Source organism: Bradyrhizobium sp. BR 1432 (genome assembly GCF_051547705.1).
Classification (GTDB): domain Bacteria; phylum Pseudomonadota; class Alphaproteobacteria; order Rhizobiales; family Xanthobacteraceae; genus Bradyrhizobium; species Bradyrhizobium zhanjiangense.
Map to the genome: position 1 here is coordinate 433,052 of NZ_JBPUGF010000003.1, position 14,390 is coordinate 447,441.

The 14,390-nt window shown below is 58.0% G+C and carries 14 protein-coding genes and 1 pseudogene; 6 read left to right on the forward strand and 9 right to left on the reverse strand.

Annotation, left to right across the window (positions count from 1 at the left end; genetic code table 11):
* The first annotated feature begins 191 nt into the window (after positions 1–191).
* Positions 192–1,445 carry an ABC transporter substrate-binding protein gene (locus ACSKB8_RS02235; protein ID WP_438102213.1) on the forward strand — a complete coding sequence of 418 codons (1,254 nt, stop codon included), beginning with the start codon at positions 192–194 and terminating at the stop codon, positions 1,443–1,445.
* 365 nt (positions 1,446–1,810) lie between these two features.
* Here the strand turns inward: ACSKB8_RS02235 and ACSKB8_RS02240 are convergent, their stop codons facing one another.
* The 5 genes from ACSKB8_RS02240 to ACSKB8_RS02260 all read right to left on the reverse strand — a co-directional run bounded on the left by ACSKB8_RS02240 (position 1,811) and on the right by ACSKB8_RS02260 (position 7,112).
* The gene (locus ACSKB8_RS02240; RefSeq protein WP_438102215.1) at positions 1,811–2,407 is read right to left on the reverse strand and encodes a hypothetical protein; all 597 of its coding nucleotides are present in this window, start codon (positions 2,405–2,407) and stop codon (positions 1,811–1,813) included.
* A 732-nt stretch (positions 2,408–3,139) separates the two neighbouring features.
* Positions 3,140–4,030, reverse strand: a complete 891-nt coding sequence (locus ACSKB8_RS02245; protein WP_438102217.1) for a TauD/TfdA dioxygenase family protein — start codon at positions 4,028–4,030, stop codon at positions 3,140–3,142.
* Positions 4,031–4,123: 93 nt separating this feature from the next.
* Complete coding sequence (locus tag ACSKB8_RS02250; protein ID WP_438102219.1) at positions 4,124–4,975, reverse strand: carbohydrate ABC transporter permease; 852 nt, start codon at positions 4,973–4,975, stop codon at positions 4,124–4,126.
* Positions 4,972–5,835, reverse strand: coding sequence for a carbohydrate ABC transporter permease (locus tag ACSKB8_RS02255; RefSeq protein ID WP_438102220.1), 864 nt, complete (start codon positions 5,833–5,835; stop codon positions 4,972–4,974). The genes ACSKB8_RS02250 and ACSKB8_RS02255 overlap by 4 nt, the downstream gene beginning before the upstream one ends.
* Before the next feature lie 98 nt (positions 5,836–5,933).
* Entirely contained in the window at positions 5,934–7,112 is a 1,179-nt protein-coding gene (locus tag ACSKB8_RS02260) for an ABC transporter ATP-binding protein (RefSeq protein WP_438102222.1), read from the reverse strand.
* 576 nt (positions 7,113–7,688) lie between these two features.
* Here ACSKB8_RS02260 and ACSKB8_RS02265 point away from each other — a divergent pair.
* Together ACSKB8_RS02265 and ACSKB8_RS02270 are read left to right on the forward strand one after the other, a co-directional pair.
* Positions 7,689–7,985 carry a hypothetical protein gene (locus tag ACSKB8_RS02265; protein WP_438102224.1) on the forward strand — a complete coding sequence of 99 codons (297 nt, stop codon included), beginning with the start codon at positions 7,689–7,691 and terminating at the stop codon, positions 7,983–7,985.
* Between the two features lie 478 nt (positions 7,986–8,463).
* On the forward strand, positions 8,464–9,336 hold the full coding sequence (locus ACSKB8_RS02270) for an isocitrate lyase/phosphoenolpyruvate mutase family protein (RefSeq protein WP_438102226.1): 873 nt from the start codon (positions 8,464–8,466) through the stop codon (positions 9,334–9,336).
* 124 nt (positions 9,337–9,460) lie between these two features.
* On the opposite strand, the gene ACSKB8_RS02275 is transcribed toward ACSKB8_RS02270, so the two are convergent.
* Positions 9,461–9,739 carry a hypothetical protein gene (locus tag ACSKB8_RS02275; protein WP_438102228.1) on the reverse strand — a complete coding sequence of 93 codons (279 nt, stop codon included), beginning with the start codon at positions 9,737–9,739 and terminating at the stop codon, positions 9,461–9,463.
* A 20-nt stretch (positions 9,740–9,759) separates the two neighbouring features.
* On the opposite strand from ACSKB8_RS02275, the gene ACSKB8_RS02280 reads away from it, so the two are divergent.
* Together ACSKB8_RS02280 and ACSKB8_RS02285 are read left to right on the forward strand one after the other, a co-directional pair.
* Positions 9,760–10,041, forward strand: a complete 282-nt coding sequence (locus ACSKB8_RS02280) for a helix-turn-helix domain-containing protein (RefSeq protein ID WP_438102229.1) — start codon at positions 9,760–9,762, stop codon at positions 10,039–10,041.
* A 165-nt stretch (positions 10,042–10,206) separates the two neighbouring features.
* Positions 10,207–11,116: pseudogene (locus ACSKB8_RS02285) on the forward strand (LysR family transcriptional regulator).
* A gap of 247 nt (positions 11,117–11,363) precedes the next feature.
* Here the strand turns inward: ACSKB8_RS02285 and ACSKB8_RS02290 are convergent.
* From ACSKB8_RS02290 to ACSKB8_RS02300, 3 genes are all read right to left on the reverse strand, one after another.
* Complete coding sequence (locus tag ACSKB8_RS02290; RefSeq protein ID WP_438102231.1) at positions 11,364–11,903, reverse strand: DUF2285 domain-containing protein; 540 nt, start codon at positions 11,901–11,903, stop codon at positions 11,364–11,366.
* Positions 11,904–11,949: 46 nt separating this feature from the next.
* A complete protein-coding gene (locus ACSKB8_RS02295) occupies positions 11,950–12,162 on the reverse strand; it encodes a transcriptional regulator domain-containing protein (protein ID WP_438102233.1) in 213 nt (70 codons plus the stop codon).
* 148 nt (positions 12,163–12,310) lie between these two features.
* Complete coding sequence (locus ACSKB8_RS02300; protein ID WP_438102235.1) at positions 12,311–12,583, reverse strand: DNA -binding domain-containing protein; 273 nt, start codon at positions 12,581–12,583, stop codon at positions 12,311–12,313.
* Between the two features lie 649 nt (positions 12,584–13,232).
* Between ACSKB8_RS02300 and ACSKB8_RS02305 the strand changes: the two genes are divergently transcribed.
* A complete protein-coding gene (locus ACSKB8_RS02305; RefSeq protein ID WP_438102236.1) occupies positions 13,233–13,514 on the forward strand; it encodes a helix-turn-helix domain-containing protein in 282 nt (93 codons plus the stop codon).
* Positions 13,515–14,390 lie beyond the last annotated feature (876 nt).

Sequence of the window (14,390 nt, forward strand, 5' to 3'; positions counted from 1 at the left end):
TCGTTGCAATGAGATGTGGAGGGCCAATGGCAACGCGTCGTTGACAGCCGAGCGATCGGAAACGCTCAAGCCTGGCGCCTGCTCCTTGGTTCACTGCTGACCGGCGCAAATGCTGCAGAAACACATACCCGCGCCACGAGCGACCGGTTGAGGACGCTTGCTCGCTGTATTCTTTCGATTGGAGACTAACAATGAGACGTCTGCTTGCGGTGGCTTTGTTCTTGGTGCTTTCGATTGTTATCGCCAGACCGAGCATGGTTTACGCGCTGGAACTGCGCGTGAGCTATTCGCCGGCCAATTTTTCCGCGATGTACAATGCAATCGCGGCTGAATTCACGAAAGCGCACCCGGAGATAACAATCAAGTTCGAAACGGCGAAGAGCTACGACGAACTATTGCAAAGTACCTTGCGCGCCCAATTGATCAACGATGCGCCCGACGTCTCGCACCAGGGCCTAAATTATATACGGCTGCTGGCCGATCGTGGCCTTGCCGTACCGCTCGACCGCTTTATCTCGGCCGAACCGGATTGGATTCAGCTGGGTGTTGCCGATGCCATCCGAAACATCGGATCGCCCGGTGACAAGGCCTATGCCGTCCCTTATTCGCTGACGACGCCAGTGCTGTTCTACAATAATGCCCTTCTCGCCCGCGTTGGCGCTGACCCTGCCAACCTCCCCACGACCTGGGACGGCGTTTTCGAATTGGCAAAGAAGATCTCAAAGCTGGAGCCGAACGTCAGCGGGTTCTACATGGAGTACAATGCCAATGGCGCGTGGGGTTTTGAAACACTGCTTTTTGCGCATGGCGGCAGGATGATGACCAAGGGCGAGGACGATATCGCCTTCGACCAGTGGCAAGGGCTTGCCGCTATGACAACCGTAGCGCGCGCCGCAGATTCTGGTATGATTGACTTGTCGCGTGACAACGCCCGTCAGTCCTTTGTCGGCGGCAGGATTGGTATCTACTTGACATCCAGCAGCCTTCTCACAGATTTCGAACAGCAAATCGGTCAGCATTTCATGCTTACGATGACGCCGATCCCTTTGGCTCACGACGGCAAGACGTTAGCCGCCGGCAACGGAATGATGATGTTAACCAAGGACTCCGCTCGGCAGGAAGCAGCGTGGAAATACATCAAGTTCGCCGCAAGCCCGCGGGCGCAGGCGATCATGGCGGCAATGACCGGCTATACACCAATCAACACGGCCGCCCTATCGGATCCACAACTACAGAAGCTTTATCTGGAAAATCCGAACTACATCGTTCCGCTGCGGCAACTCAGCAATCTGGTGGCTTGGTATGCATTTCCGGGCCAGAACAGCACGAAGGCCGCCGCGATGATCGTGGACAAAATGCAACTGGTATTGGCCAGTAAACTCTCGGCGCAGGCGGCGCTCGACGACGCCGCTAAGGAGGCGCGCAAACTCATTCTGAGGAAGTGATGACGTGTACAGGCGCGGCTCCCGCCGCGCTTGTACCGCCTATCTGATCTTTTTTTGTGGACGGCGCGTACTAGCAGCATCGCAGCAGTCCTTCGTTTGACGCCCAGTAACCTCGGCGCGCGGCTTGTTGTGAGGAGACGAGCGCCTCGTCCCGTCCGCCCCAATACGATCGAAAGATCGTCAACCATGTTTGAATTGCGTCGGTAGCGGGCCCGACTGTGATCGAACTAGTCGAGCGACCAGAGGGCCAGCTCGTGATGGCGGACCAGCTTGAGCGACACCTGGTGAAGGGCGCGGGCATTATCAGAGATGCGTATGAATCCAGTGAGTGAGTGAGTGCTTGGGAACGGCTGAAGGCTGTCATTCTATTTTGTTGGTGGTGCCGGTTGATTGCAGACGATGGCCGAGACTTCGGCCTGCAGGAATGCGATTTCAGTTGCGAGATTTGTCAGATGACGTGCTGTTGCTTTGGCGCCGCGCTCACCTACGAAGAAGAAATGACCGCCTGATACAGTACGCGTGAGGCGGCGTGGCAAATCTAACATGAGCGACCGCAACTGCTCCCAAAGCTGGGGAGGGAAAGCGGAAAGACCGGGGCATCCGCTAACGTAGCGCTCGAAGACGTGCTGTGCGTTCAGGAAACCCCAGGTGAGTGAATTGGTCAGCGCGTGGCGCGCATCAGAAGGCCGCGTCGGCGCTATTACACCCGTCAGCGGATGGGAACCAAAATCGAAAGTGCCAAGTTCGTCCGTCACTTCTGCAACCGAGACGACCGCGCTGCGCGATCGCAGATATTGCGGCTCTCCGCGCAGCAGAAGCGGGGTATTTACACGATAGTCGCGTTGATAGACATCTTCGGGGATGACCACGCGCTCGTTGTCGGCCGATTGGGCAGCAAGTTCAACACACCAATTTGCGTGACGCGTTGGAAGACCAGGCTCATCGACCGAGAGATCCCACAAGCCTGCCTCCGTCACCGGCTCGCCCCTCTCGAAGACGGGCACCAGGCCGGGAAACGGAGCGCTCGCAGCGAGCGAGATAAAGCCGATGGGCGGCAAACCGCTTCGGGCGAGCCCTCGAACAGACTGAGCGTGCAACACGGCCTGCCATGCTCCAGCCGGCCACGACCACTCGCCGTGGCGCCGGACACGGGGCCAAAAGGCCGAGGGTGATCGCGGTTACCGATGCTCCCCAGTCGCTCACGGTCATCTCGGGATAGAGCCGGGGAAAGGTGGGATGATCACTGGGATAGGAGACCGCCAGAAGCCCCCATCCGACCTCGCGCAGCCAGAAGTCGAGGAAGTCCCGTGGATCCGCGCCCGGGTGGCCGTATGCGACCCTGGCCAGATGGCCACCGCCAGGCAAGAAAACGACAGTTGGGTTGGTGCCTGTTGGCGGGCGCCAAAACACAATCGAAGGAAACGAGCCGCCATTCATAAACAGCTCGTTCGAAAATAGCGCGGCCGCTGATCTCGGGGCGCGCTCTGAAATTGTCGGCGAACAGGAAACCACCCTACTTCTCCAATGATGGCGCGACTTGTGGTCCGGAAAACGGCCCGCTAGTTTTGGGGGTCTCGGAGCGAAGGTATGCTCGTCTTCGCGGGCATGGATGAATCGCTTACAGGCCGGATGGCACCTCTCACCTGCACTCTGCCGCGATTGTTTCTGCTGCCACTGGGCTCTCGCGACCCAGATTAGGACGCCGATGCATACGGAATCGGTGGTTCGCCCTCCGTCGTGATATGCCATAGGACACGCCGTTCTCGAGAGTCGAACGCCTCACGTCTATGAAGCGTGTAACTGTTATCGAAAACGAAGAGATCATCTACACCTATCACGTCGCCCCATGTATCGTTATAGGCTTCGACGTATGTCCATAGCAGGTCAGAGAGCTTCTCACTCTCTGCGCTCGTCAAGCCCTCGATAAGGCATTGTCGCTGGCGCGGAAGATACAAGGATGGTCTTCCACTATGGGGATTCAGGCGTACGAGCGGAAAGCTGGGTCCAATATGCCGACGATCGGCCCCCTCGGGGAGTGCTGCAATTTGCTCGGCATATTCAGGAGCGAAGTTATACTGGGAATAATGGATGCAACTCAGTCGGCTCAGATAGGACGTCAAGCAGTGAGGCAGGCGATCATGGACATCGGAGAGATTCATGAAAAATGTCTTCGGCGGATTTGTCTTGGGCAACTCGCGTCCGTACAAGAACGTCAACTTGACCGGCTGTGGCAGATAGGTGCCATCGGTGTGCCAGTAATTCTCAGAGGAACCACCGTCACCGATCGGGCGGCCATCATCATTCGCTACGTTCGAGACGACCTTTATTTCAGGATGGCCAGGCAAATGCGCGCTACTTGACGCTGCGGCGCGCTTCAGCGTCTTTGTATGGCCGAAGGCTGACGCAAGCCTGACGAATTCGCTTGGTGACAGATGCTGACCACGAAAGCGAAGCAAAAGGTGCGTTTCAAGCGCTTCACGAAGCGCAGCGACAACGGCGGCGTCTTTCGATTCCGCCAATCTGCCGAGATCAACGTTTGCGACATCCGCGCCGATCGCAGAAGAAAGCTTTGCTATTGTGAACATCGGAGTTCCTTTTCCAACCATAACCATTCCAGCGCTTGCCCGGGCAATGCCTGTGCATGCGACGAGAGGAGAATTTCGATCGCCTCGGCTCGCCTATTGTTTGACGGCCCCTCCGGTCAGTCCCTCAACAAACCAACGTTGGACTGCAAGGAAGGCGATGGTGAGCGGGAGCACCACAAGAGTGGATGCGGCCATCAGAGGACCGTAGTCGCTGCCGGCCTCCTCGTTCTTGAAGACCAGAATACCCAGCGGCGGCGGCATCAGAGACTGATCACGTACGGCGATCAGTGGCCAGAACAGCTCATTCCAGTGCCCGACCACCGAGAAGATTGCAAAGGCGATGACAGCCGGTAGTGCCATTGGCACCATGACCTTCCAGACGATAGCGAGTTCAGAGAGACCGTCGAGACGGGCAGCGTGCACGACGTCATCCGGAATAGTCTTGAAAAACTGCCGAAGCAGAAAGATGCCGAAGGGTGAGACGACATAAGGAAGAATCAGCGCGGCGTAAGTGTTGAGGATGGCGAGCTTGTACCCGAGGATGAATAGCGGCAGCGAAAGCACTTGGTGCGGGAGGATCAGACCGGCAAGCACCATGCCGAAAACGAGGTCGCGACCGAAAAATCGCAGTTTTGCAAGCGCGTAGGCGCAAGGAGCGCATAGGAGAATTTGCAGCGCCAGGATCAGACCGCATACCATCAGGCCGTTGCCCATGTAGCGGAGCAGCGGCGCTTCAGACAGTGCTTTTTCATAGTTTTCGATGCCGTAGAATTGCACGGGCCAAACGGATAAGGACGCGTGGAATATCTCGCCCGGCGCTTTGATCGAGAGTGAAATCATCCACAGGAAGGGAATGAGTATCAACGCTCCTGTGACGAGTAACACGACATGGCGAAGGATCCCGGCAAGCGCGGAAAAGCCTTTGACGGAAGCAACCGCGCTCATTGGTAATGCACCTTTCTATCCATGACGATGGCGTTGATCAGCGTGAGAGTTCCGACCATGGCGAGAAAGACGACGGCGATGGCGGCGCCATATCCGGTGCGCAGATACTCAAAACTCTCTCGATAGAGCGTGTAGAGCAGTACTTCGGAGGCATCTCCAGGGCCGCCCTGCGTCAGTACCTTCACCGCGTCGAAGCATTCCAAGGCCCGCAGTGCCACGACAATGACAACGAACATCGAGACCGGCCCGAGCAAGGGCAGAGTGACGGTGCGCAGCCGGTCAATCCATAAGTCGGCACCATCGACGTCGGCTGCATCGTAGAGATCTCGCGGGATGCTTTTGATGCCAGCGAGAAACAAAACCATCGCATAGCCGAGGTTTTGCCAGATCCCGAGAGCGCCCAACACTGGGAGGACGGTATTTTCATTGCGCAGCCAGTTGGCGGTCGGAAGGCCGACGGCGGCGAACATCTGGTTCACGAGGCCTATCGTGGGATGCAGCAGTGCCTCCCAGACAATGGCCATACTCGTGACCGTCGCCATAAAGGGCAGGAAATGGACGGCCCGATAGAACGAGCGGCAGGATTTTCCGCCTTCGATCAGAAGTGCAACGGTAAGGCCGCCAAGAAGCGTACCCGGCACGACGATCAGAACATAGACAGCGGTGTTGGCAAGGGAGGCCCTAAACGTGGCGTCCGCGAACGCTTCGCGGTAGTTGGCGAGGCCGACGAAGGATAAAGAGCCCGCCCCGAGCTGCCAGTCGGTCAGCGCGATGAAAAACACGCCAACAACCGGCAGCAAGAACAGCACCAGCAGAAAGAAGACCGCAGGGCCAGCCAGCCCGTATCCTGCGAATGCCATCACAACAGCTTGCCGACGAGCTGGAGAGACCGTAAGACATGACGCTCGACGCCCCGTTAAGGACCGATTATAAGCGTTGGAAAAAGCACGGGGCTCGCTCATCCCACCGCCTCGCGGAACGGAGCAACGTGTCTGCGAACAGGATCTGCTTCCCGCCGTAAGCGCCGTCCATCCCGTGTAAACAGAAGAATGCGATCCGGTCTCGCGCCGACATGCAAGGTCTGGCCGGGCGCGATGTGCGGCGCCCGCTCGGGCAGCAGCCTTGCGATCAACGGCTGATCGATGCCGGCAAGATCGAGATGTACGAAGAGATCTGATCCCATGTGCTCGACCATTCGCACCGAACCCGTCAGCACTCCCTGGCCGGCGTGGTCTGCGAGATAAAGAGCCTCCGGACGAATGCCGAGCGAGAGCGGCGTGCCTGCCAGGGCATCGGCTTCGATCGGGATCGTCGAACCAGCCACGTCGATGAGGCCGTGTTCGCGCATCACGCCATCAAGCAGGTTGATCTTGGGTGAGCCGATGAATTCGGCAACGCGGCGATTGTCTGGATCGGAATAGATGCTTTGCGGTGGAGCAACCTGCAACAACTCACCACCGAGCATCACCGCCACGCGGTCCGAAAGGGTCATCGCCTCGGCCTGATCATGCGTAACATAGACGAAGGTGACCCCGAGCCGTTGGTGCAGTTCTTTGATCTCGGCGCGCATCTGCACGCGCAGCTTGGCGTCGAGATTGGATAGGGGCTCGTCCATTAGGAAAACAGCTGGATGGCGTACCATCGCCCGACCAACCGCGACACGCTGGCGCTGGCCGCCCGAGAGTTGCCCCGGTTTGCGCGACAACAGGTGGGCGATCCCGAGGGACTTAGCCGTACGGGAGACTTCCACGCCAATGTCCGCGGCGATCTGCGTCGTTCTTGGTAGAAGACGGCCGAGAAGGGGGAGCCTCTGCAAGGCAGAGAGCCGACGCATCCGCAACGGCAGCGCGATGTTCGACGCGACGCTCATATGGGGATAGAGTGCATAGGACTGGAACACCATTGCGATATCCCGCCGCTTGGGCCGCACTCCGTCCACCACGCGCTCGCCGATGGAGACGGAGCCGGCGTCCTGCACCTCAAGTCCGGCCAGGATGCGGAGCAGCGTCGACTTACCACAGCCCGATGGTCCCAACAGCGTCAGGAATTCACCATCGGCTATCGACAGTGAGACGCTGCGCAGGACCGGCGTTTGACCGTAGTCCTTACTGATACTTTCGATCAAAACCGATGCCATCGCATCACTTCCTCGCTGGCATGAAACTCTTTGTGCAAGCTCCGGACCTTCAAGACCCATCGTGCTACAGCTGGATGACAGGTATCGAATAAGTAGATGGAAGCCCCTGCAATATGCGATAACAGCGGTACTGCAGAGCTAAACAGTGTGGCCCTAAGCAGCGGCGCCAAGGTCGCTTAACAACCGGTCGACCGCAGCGAGCGAGCCTTGACGCTGCTTTCTTAATGGGCGCCGCGCAATTTCTCCGTCGTGAGCCCGAAAGCGCTTCGAGTCCTGTTGATCGTTTCCAGGTGGACAAGAGAATTCACACGTCTGCGCGGCACCGAACGCACAAAGCGCCGAGCAAATTGCTCCGCTGGTGAGGCGCGGCCGCGACACGCGCCGTCGTCTTCCGCGATGCGACGCAAGGCATCGCGACTTGCGATCATTTCATTCAACAAACACGAATGACCGTTTTGTTCGCAACTTCGCCAACGAGTAGAAGCCGTCAACAATGTTGCGTCAAACTTCAGGGCTCCCCATTGTCTCTCGTTGCGGAACGGCTCAAAACTTGTCCGCCCCTCCGAAGCCGAGGCCATGACGGTGCGAGCCGCCGAGCTGCGCGAACAAGGCGCGGACGTGATCACACTCGGTCAGCTCGACAGCGATTTGGAAAACTCATTCCTTGCCCGCGATGCCGGCATCTGCGCAATCCGCGACGGGCCGACGAAATGCACCGCGGGGAGCAGCCAGCTGCGCTGGGGTGCCACGGGATCGCAGGCTCGATTCCAGTATCGTTCAGACCAACGTCTTTTGCGGCGGCAGGTCGTGTTCAACGCGAACTTTGCAAGTCTAGATACCAAGGCAACGGCGATTCGGAGGCTGACGCAATGACTGGCTGGTGCGTTCTGTATGGGCGCAGGACCTTTGACTCTGGTCAAGGCCATCACTCTCGTCCAGAGTCGGACGTTTTTCCACAGAAGCTCGATCGCGCAATATACAGCTGTCGAGGCGCTGTCTGGCGTCCACCGTCATCTGAGGCAATTCGCACGCCTTTCCGTAACGCCGCGAACTCGTGGTCGCTAAGCTGAACCAGGCGGAAGGACCATCGTGCCCCTTACCCGGCGCATTCTACGCTTTTTCCTCCTGCGCCGGTTTGATGGGCAAACGCACGCCGGGCGGCAAGGCGACAGAGACTGACAGCCATGTTCGCCATGCATCTTCTCGATGCGTTTGGGTCCCTGTAGCGCCCCCGGCGGCTTCCTGGCGGCGCCCGACGTTCGCATCTCACATGCTTCCTCGCTTGAGGATCTCACCCGCGCCTGCGATCGGATCATCCCCGCTTGCGCCGCCCTATCTTGAAAGACTTCAGATGTCCCCTGCCAAATGCCTGCGCGCCCGGATGGCCGAAAGCGGTCTTGTCCACATTATGGCAGCTCATAGCCCGCTTTCAGCTATCCTCGCTGAGGAAGCCGGCTTCGATGGGCTGTGGGCCTCCGGTTTCGAACTTTCCGCACTTTATGGCTTGGCTGATATGAGCCTGATCTCGATGGCACAGCATCTGGATATGCTGCGAGCAATCGCCGGGCGCACGACGATACCGATCGTGGCCGACATCGACACAGGCTATGGCAATGCGATCAATGTCATGCATGCCATTGGCGAGTATGAAAGGGCCGGCGCCAGCGCCGTTGTCATAGAGGACAAGACATTCCCCAAGGTGACGAGCCTTGCTGCGGACGGCCGCCAGCAACTGCTGCGCGTCGAGGAATTCCAGGGCAAGATCGAGGCTGCTCTCGCCACAAGACGAGATCCGAATTTTCTTGTGATCGCGAGAACCGAAGCGCTCATCGCTGGCCTTGGCGAAGCTGAAGCCTTAGACCGCGCGCAAGCATATGTGAAGGCTGGTGCCGACATGATCCTGATCCATTCAAAGAAGAAGGATCCTGGCGAGATCAAAAGCTTTTCCCGCGCCTGGACGGGTTCAGTGCCGCTGGCCATTGTGCCAAATGCTTATCCGGACCTGGATGCCCGTCGGGTCAAGGAGTTGGGCAACGTCCAGATGATGATCTATGGCAATTACGGTATCCGGGCCTCAAGCACGGCCTTGAGGGACACCTTCCGCCGCATCATCGCTGATGGCGGCGTCCAGAACGTCCACAAGGATATTCTACCGGTAGAGGAAATCTTCGAACTCCAGAGAATGGACGAGATTAAGGCAGCTGAAACGCGCTTTCTGCGCTGATGCAGGGCTGAAGGCTAACTCGAACCTTGCCTGAACGGCTGTCGCTGCAATCTCGATGGTTTGCGCCGGCTCATTTCATCGGGTGCGGCTCCATTTCGTTGAATGGAGGACCATCGGCTCCCTCTCAGTCAGCATCTTTGCCTTTGGCTCGAGGCCGCTCGCGCAAATTGGGCAGCGGAATCGAACGGCTGCCGAGCCAGCCGAACGGCTGAGCTCCGGTCAGCGCTCGCAAAACCTGCGCCGCCGCGAAATGATAGATGGTCGACATACCAGCGCTTGTGCGGCCCGCCCTCATTAGCGCCGGGGGAATAGCGATTCGGTGACACTCATCGAATAATTCGATCGAAAACCTCCAATTTGGTGATGTTTTTATGTCGGTTATAGCCAGTGGTTTGATGACCATCGAAATGGCTGCCTTCGCGCATGAGAGCTCGTGCGCTTGTGGCTTACAATGTGCGCCGGATCCGCGTCCAGCGCGGTATTCCGCAAGAGCAATTGGCCTATGATGCAGGTGTTGATCGCTCCTATATGAGCGGACTTGAGCGCCAACAGGCGAACCCGACAATCGATCTTCTCGATCGCCTTGCCGAGACGCTCGGCGTAGCTGTATCCGAGCTGTTTGTTCGGCCATCCAAGGGTGCGCCGCCACCCGCTACCTTACCTAAAGGTCGCAAGCCGAAGCGGGCACGCCGCAAAATGACCTAGCCCCCTGACAGCACCGAGCTGTTGACGCAGATCTTGTGCGGTTACTGGACCAAGTATCAATGCGCTCCCACGCGGATTTTGTGCGCAGCGACCCTTGATACGCGGCAATCCCGCTATGGACATCGAATAATGTGATGGATGTTCATTCTGGCGGCGGAGCAGACAATGGCGGCTCAAGACGATGAAGTTCCTTTAAACGCCATCCGTGCTTTTGTGACCGTCGCACGCGAAGGCAGCGTCACGCGCGCAGCCACCGCTTTGGGAACAACGCAGAGTTCGGTCAGCCGCTATTTGTCCGTCCTGCGGGACTATCTGGGTGCGGACCTCATCGAGCGGCGTGGGCGGCGCAGTGATTTGACCGAGTTCGGAAGACTATTTGCTGAACGCAGTCTCTGAACCGCTCGAGACAGTCGGCTTCACCGCAAAGAGAATGCGGCGGCGGGCGGCCGCGGGCACCAATCGGATTGTCGTCCGCACGTCACTATCGACCTTTGCTTTCTCTCTTCTGATTCCAAATCTGCAAGCTTTCTCTTCTGAAGCGGGCGGCGTCATCGTGGACGTCGTGAGCTCCCTCTCGCCGCCGACATCTTCGGATGATTTCGATATTTTGATTACACGCGACCTTTCCGTCATCGAACCCGCCGACAGTTGGGAGATCTACAATGAGGAGCTGGTATGCGTCGGCCCGCCAAATCTGGTCGCGGGCAGAGAGCTCTCGATCGTTCGCTCGACCCCGATACTGAACATCACATCGCGTCCCGACATCCTGCCGACATGGCTGAGGGCCATGAATCTGTCCTCAAACGACATACGAGCGGGCGCGCGCTATGATCACAATTATCTTGCTCTGCCGGCCGTCATGACCGGAAAATGCCTTCTTGTCGCACCAGAAATCATCGTCAGTGATCTGGTGCGAGGGGGCGCTTTGCAAATCATACCCGGCTCACGCGCTCCAAGTGGCATGCAGTATAGGGCCTATGCCGTGGATCGAAGCGAGCATCCCGAGATTGCTCGTTCTTTTTGCCGATGGGTGGCTCGTCTTTGTAAGAAGGCAGCACTTGCGCAGGCTGCCTGACGCCTAGCAGGCGCCCTCAATCCGGTACAACTCGAGATCGATGCATTGCTATTCCAAGTCGATAGCACTCAAGTTGAGAAAATCATCCGAGTAGTGTCGTCAGACCCCGAAGATAGCGCCTCTCTGTTGCAGCAATCCAGACACCAAAAGTGAGAGATCGGAACGCAAAGATTTCATCCTATCCGCAATCGTGCCATATCAGAAGAATTGGCTGCAGAGAGCGGAGGTACGCCATTGATCGAAGAGCTCATGAACTGTCATTCCTGCGTCTACCTTTGTGGAGCAATGCGCGGCAGCGAAGGCGCATGAGGCGCCGCCCCAGCTTAACAAGTCGAATGGTTCGGCTGCGCAAATCGTCTGTTTTCCAGCCCCGGTCCGCAATGCGATGGCTTCCAAACAGGCCTTGCGCGATTTGGCGATAGCTATTTCCTTGCTGCCATCCATCCAGTGCGCGCAGCGCGAGGATCAGCCGACGCCGCTTCAAAGCCGGCAAAGCAAGAGGTGGCGTTCCGAGCGGCCGATGCTCAAGCGCGCGCCAAAATCGACGTGTGGCCTGCAAGCGAAGCTCGAGATTCGCCTCGAGCGGGAGATCGATAGTGACAGCACATCCGCTCGCCGGAAGCTTACTCAGCCAAAGGCGATGCTTCGCGCCCCCGAGCGGCACGATCGCATGCCATCCATCCGGCGCGCGGCGAAGCTCGCTGCCCGGCAGATTGGCGAAATCGAGATGGTAGCTTTTGGGCGCCATGCAGCTGGCCGCCCGCACAGCCAGTACGGTCGACAGCACCTCGGGTGCCCAGAAGACTGCTTGCTTGTCGAAAGTCTTTTGCGGATCAGCTGGAAAACGAGAGCCCCCACTTCCGTCGGAACTGGTCCGTGGTTGCGCTGGATCGTTGGCGGCGAGATAACCGCCTATAATCCTCTTGGTAGTTGCGATCCCGGCGCAGCCACTCCCAGGCCAGGTCGGCAGCCTCTGCCTTCTTGAGGCCGCTGTATGCTTCCTCAGATCTCCAGTCAGTATCCGGCATCGCACCATTTCCCCGCATGATCTACACACGCAGCGGAATGCAGCCAATGATTGTGGCGCTTTACGGTTGCGTGCGTGCCGCTTACCCGCCTTGCATGCACTGAGTCGATGCAATGATCATGTTTTACGATTGCTAGGAATTCCGCAAATCCTGAGATCGGCCGTGTTCATTCCTTTGGCCAACCGCCACGCAGCAGATCACGATAGCCGTGGCCCGCTAGCCACTCGGCCCGAGCCAGATGACTTTCGAAGGTACGTCGCGCACGGTCCGGTTCAACGGTCGGGTCAAGCCCAAGCACAATGCGCGCGATTTCGCGCCAATCTGCCTTGTCAGCGTCGGCATCGAGAAGTCGCATGTAGATGATAGCGTGCTCCTTGTCATATGACGTGAGCTCGTGCGCGCTCGGCGCCAAATCTGCGATCTTCGGATCGGCCGGCACTGCCTGAAACTCCTACCAAGCTGAAAAATCTATCGAAATCGGAGCAACGATACCTGACTTGGGGCCATTTTGGTACCGCTCGTATCGTCGCGGTCCCAAGCTCTTTTTTGCCCAACTTCGTAACTGCGAGCGCATATCGGCTCACAATGACCTGGTGACTCCATTCTGGGCATTTGCTCTTCTCCATCGGCGCTGGATCTACTCGCAGTCCATACCGGTGACTGATCGCGGATTTGCCACACAGCTTAAGTTCTTGCTCTTCACCCTACCGGGAACGGAATGAAGGCCTGTCGTTTGCCGGCGCGCTGGTGAAAAGCCGCGGCCTAAAGGCAGCCAAATGGAAAGAATTCGTTCACCTTTCGAGCTCCAGCTGAACGGTTGTCCTATTTGGTCGCGGCGCCCGGAAAAAGCCGCAGTACCTCTGGGGCCATTTTGCTCACCCGCCAGTAACGCGCTATCGCACCATGAGCCCGCTTGTGCTGGGCCAACGGCAGTCGAAAACGATAAAGTCGACGACATCTGCGTCTCACGGTGACCTGCTTCCTAGAAGCAACAGCCCTAGGACCGCCAACTGCTTGGGTGTGAGCTTATCGTAATAGTCTGGCTATAACCAGTGGTTTCATAATCGTCATAATGGCTGGCTTTGCGCATGAACGCTCGTGCGCTTGTGGCCTGGAATGTGCGCCGGATCCGCGTAGAGCGCGGCATTCCGCAAGAGCAATTGGCCTATGATGCCGGGATCGACCGCTCATATATGGGGCGCATTGAGCAGAAGAAAGAGAACCCGACCATTGACCTCCTAGACCGTATCGCCGCGACCTTAGGTATTCACTTGTCCGAATTGTTCGCTGAGCCGGCCATGGGGGCGACGCCTCCCAAACCGATGTCTAGAGGACGCAAGCCGGCACGCCAGTGCCGGAATAGCAAGTAACTATTTCAGAGAGCCATGTTTGGAGCGCAGACGAGCCGGAGCGGCCTCACGTGCCCGCTTCGAATCTGCGGCGGCGATTCCCACCTCCGGCTCCAGCCGATGCCGCATCAGCACGGTTCCGCTTAAACAGCGCCAGCGCGATCTGCCTCCAAGTAGCCAGAGCATCTTCGAAATGAGCGCTTACGCCGCTCGCGTAAACTGATTGAGTGGCCGCTTGAGCCCGAGGTTTTCTCGAAGAGTCCGTCCGGAGCTTCCCGACCTAAACTTGCCGCGTCGGCGCAATTCCGCGCGAGCCCGATATCAAGCGGACCAGCTGTATCCAGGTTGGGCGGCGGCGATCAAGGTGAGACCTCGCTCTCATCCTGATTGTCGTGCCATACCAGGTCAAATTTTGGCGCGCGAACCATGTGGCATGCCCGATAGCAACCTGGCACAATCACCGGCGGCACATTAAAACTTGCTACCACGCTCGGTAGCCCTTACCGCCGCTCCGGGCTCAAGCGTATGCTCGGCAGCCCCGATGAGCGCCGTTCTTGCCAAAAAGGCTGACATCGACATTACCACGAGGCGCGAGTTCGCTTTCTGAGAACTTCGTAACCAAGCCCAAATCTTTGGCAGCACGTCGAGCGAATAACGACAATGTTGGCGCTCGCTATCAGGCGCGTAGCAAGCGTGAGGCCCCCTCGGGTCTGGTCAGGTCAAGTGTGATGCCATGCTTATTGCGGGTCATCATGCAGAAGCGCATTGTCTTTTCGTACATCTGGCGGCTGATGTAATCAGGCCCGGGCAACTCCGCGCCACCAGTCCGGAAACCGGATCGCTTAGATCTTGATCACGTCAGCACTTAGGTCAGCAAGCGTGCTTCAACATACGGAG

What these genes read in the sequence shown, in the direction of transcription:
- ACSKB8_RS02235 (WP_438102213.1), top strand. Translation starts at nt 192, where the DNA reads ATGAGACGTCTGCTTGCGGTGGCTTTGTTCTTGGTGCTTTCGATTGTT.
- ACSKB8_RS02245 (WP_438102217.1), bottom strand. Translation starts at nt 4,030, where the DNA reads ATGTTCACAATAGCAAAGCTTTCTTCTGCGATCGGCGCGGATGTCGCA.
- ACSKB8_RS02250 (WP_438102219.1), bottom strand. Translation starts at nt 4,975, where the DNA reads ATGAGCGCGGTTGCTTCCGTCAAAGGCTTTTCCGCGCTTGCCGGGATC.
- ACSKB8_RS02255 (WP_438102220.1), bottom strand. Translation starts at nt 5,835, where the DNA reads ATGGCATTCGCAGGATACGGGCTGGCTGGCCCTGCGGTCTTCTTTCTG.
- ACSKB8_RS02260 (WP_438102222.1), bottom strand. Translation starts at nt 7,112, where the DNA reads ATGGCATCGGTTTTGATCGAAAGTATCAGTAAGGACTACGGTCAAACG.
- ACSKB8_RS02265 (WP_438102224.1), top strand. Translation starts at nt 7,689, where the DNA reads ATGACGGTGCGAGCCGCCGAGCTGCGCGAACAAGGCGCGGACGTGATC.
- ACSKB8_RS02270 (WP_438102226.1), top strand. Translation starts at nt 8,464, where the DNA reads ATGTCCCCTGCCAAATGCCTGCGCGCCCGGATGGCCGAAAGCGGTCTT.
- ACSKB8_RS02275 (WP_438102228.1), bottom strand. Translation starts at nt 9,739, where the DNA reads ATGGTCATCAAACCACTGGCTATAACCGACATAAAAACATCACCAAAT.
- ACSKB8_RS02280 (WP_438102229.1), top strand. Translation starts at nt 9,760, where the DNA reads ATGAGAGCTCGTGCGCTTGTGGCTTACAATGTGCGCCGGATCCGCGTC.
- ACSKB8_RS02295 (WP_438102233.1), bottom strand. Translation starts at nt 12,162, where the DNA reads ATGCGGGGAAATGGTGCGATGCCGGATACTGACTGGAGATCTGAGGAA.
- ACSKB8_RS02305 (WP_438102236.1), top strand. Translation starts at nt 13,233, where the DNA reads ATGAACGCTCGTGCGCTTGTGGCCTGGAATGTGCGCCGGATCCGCGTA.